The organism is Extibacter sp. GGCC_0201, from assembly GCF_017566055.1.
Classification (GTDB): domain Bacteria; phylum Bacillota; class Clostridia; order Lachnospirales; family Lachnospiraceae; genus Extibacter.
The window spans coordinates 1-217 of the sequence record NZ_JABFCH010000211.1; the positions used below are offsets into that span (position 1 = coordinate 1).

Here is a 217-nt window from a genome sequence, read left to right on the forward strand (position 1 = left end):
TACAATCGTTAAAAACTATCCTGGGTCTAACCTATAAAATGGGCGCTCGTCCGGCTGAACCGGGCGAGTTTACAAAGAGAGCTTTTTTAAACGGACGTATAGATCTGATCCAGGCGGAAGCAGTTATGGATATTATTAAATCACGCAGTGAAGCTTCTTTAAAAATGGCAGTACGTCAACAGGATGGCCAACTGTCTAAAAAAATCAAAGGTCTGCG

General features: G+C 42.4%; 1 pseudogene. It reads left to right on the top strand.

From position 1 onward, the window contains the following. Positions 1-38: 38 nt before the first annotated feature. Positions 39-217 (top strand): annotated as a pseudogene (locus HJV72_RS19285) (tRNA uridine-5-carboxymethylaminomethyl(34) synthesis GTPase MnmE); the annotation flags it as partial.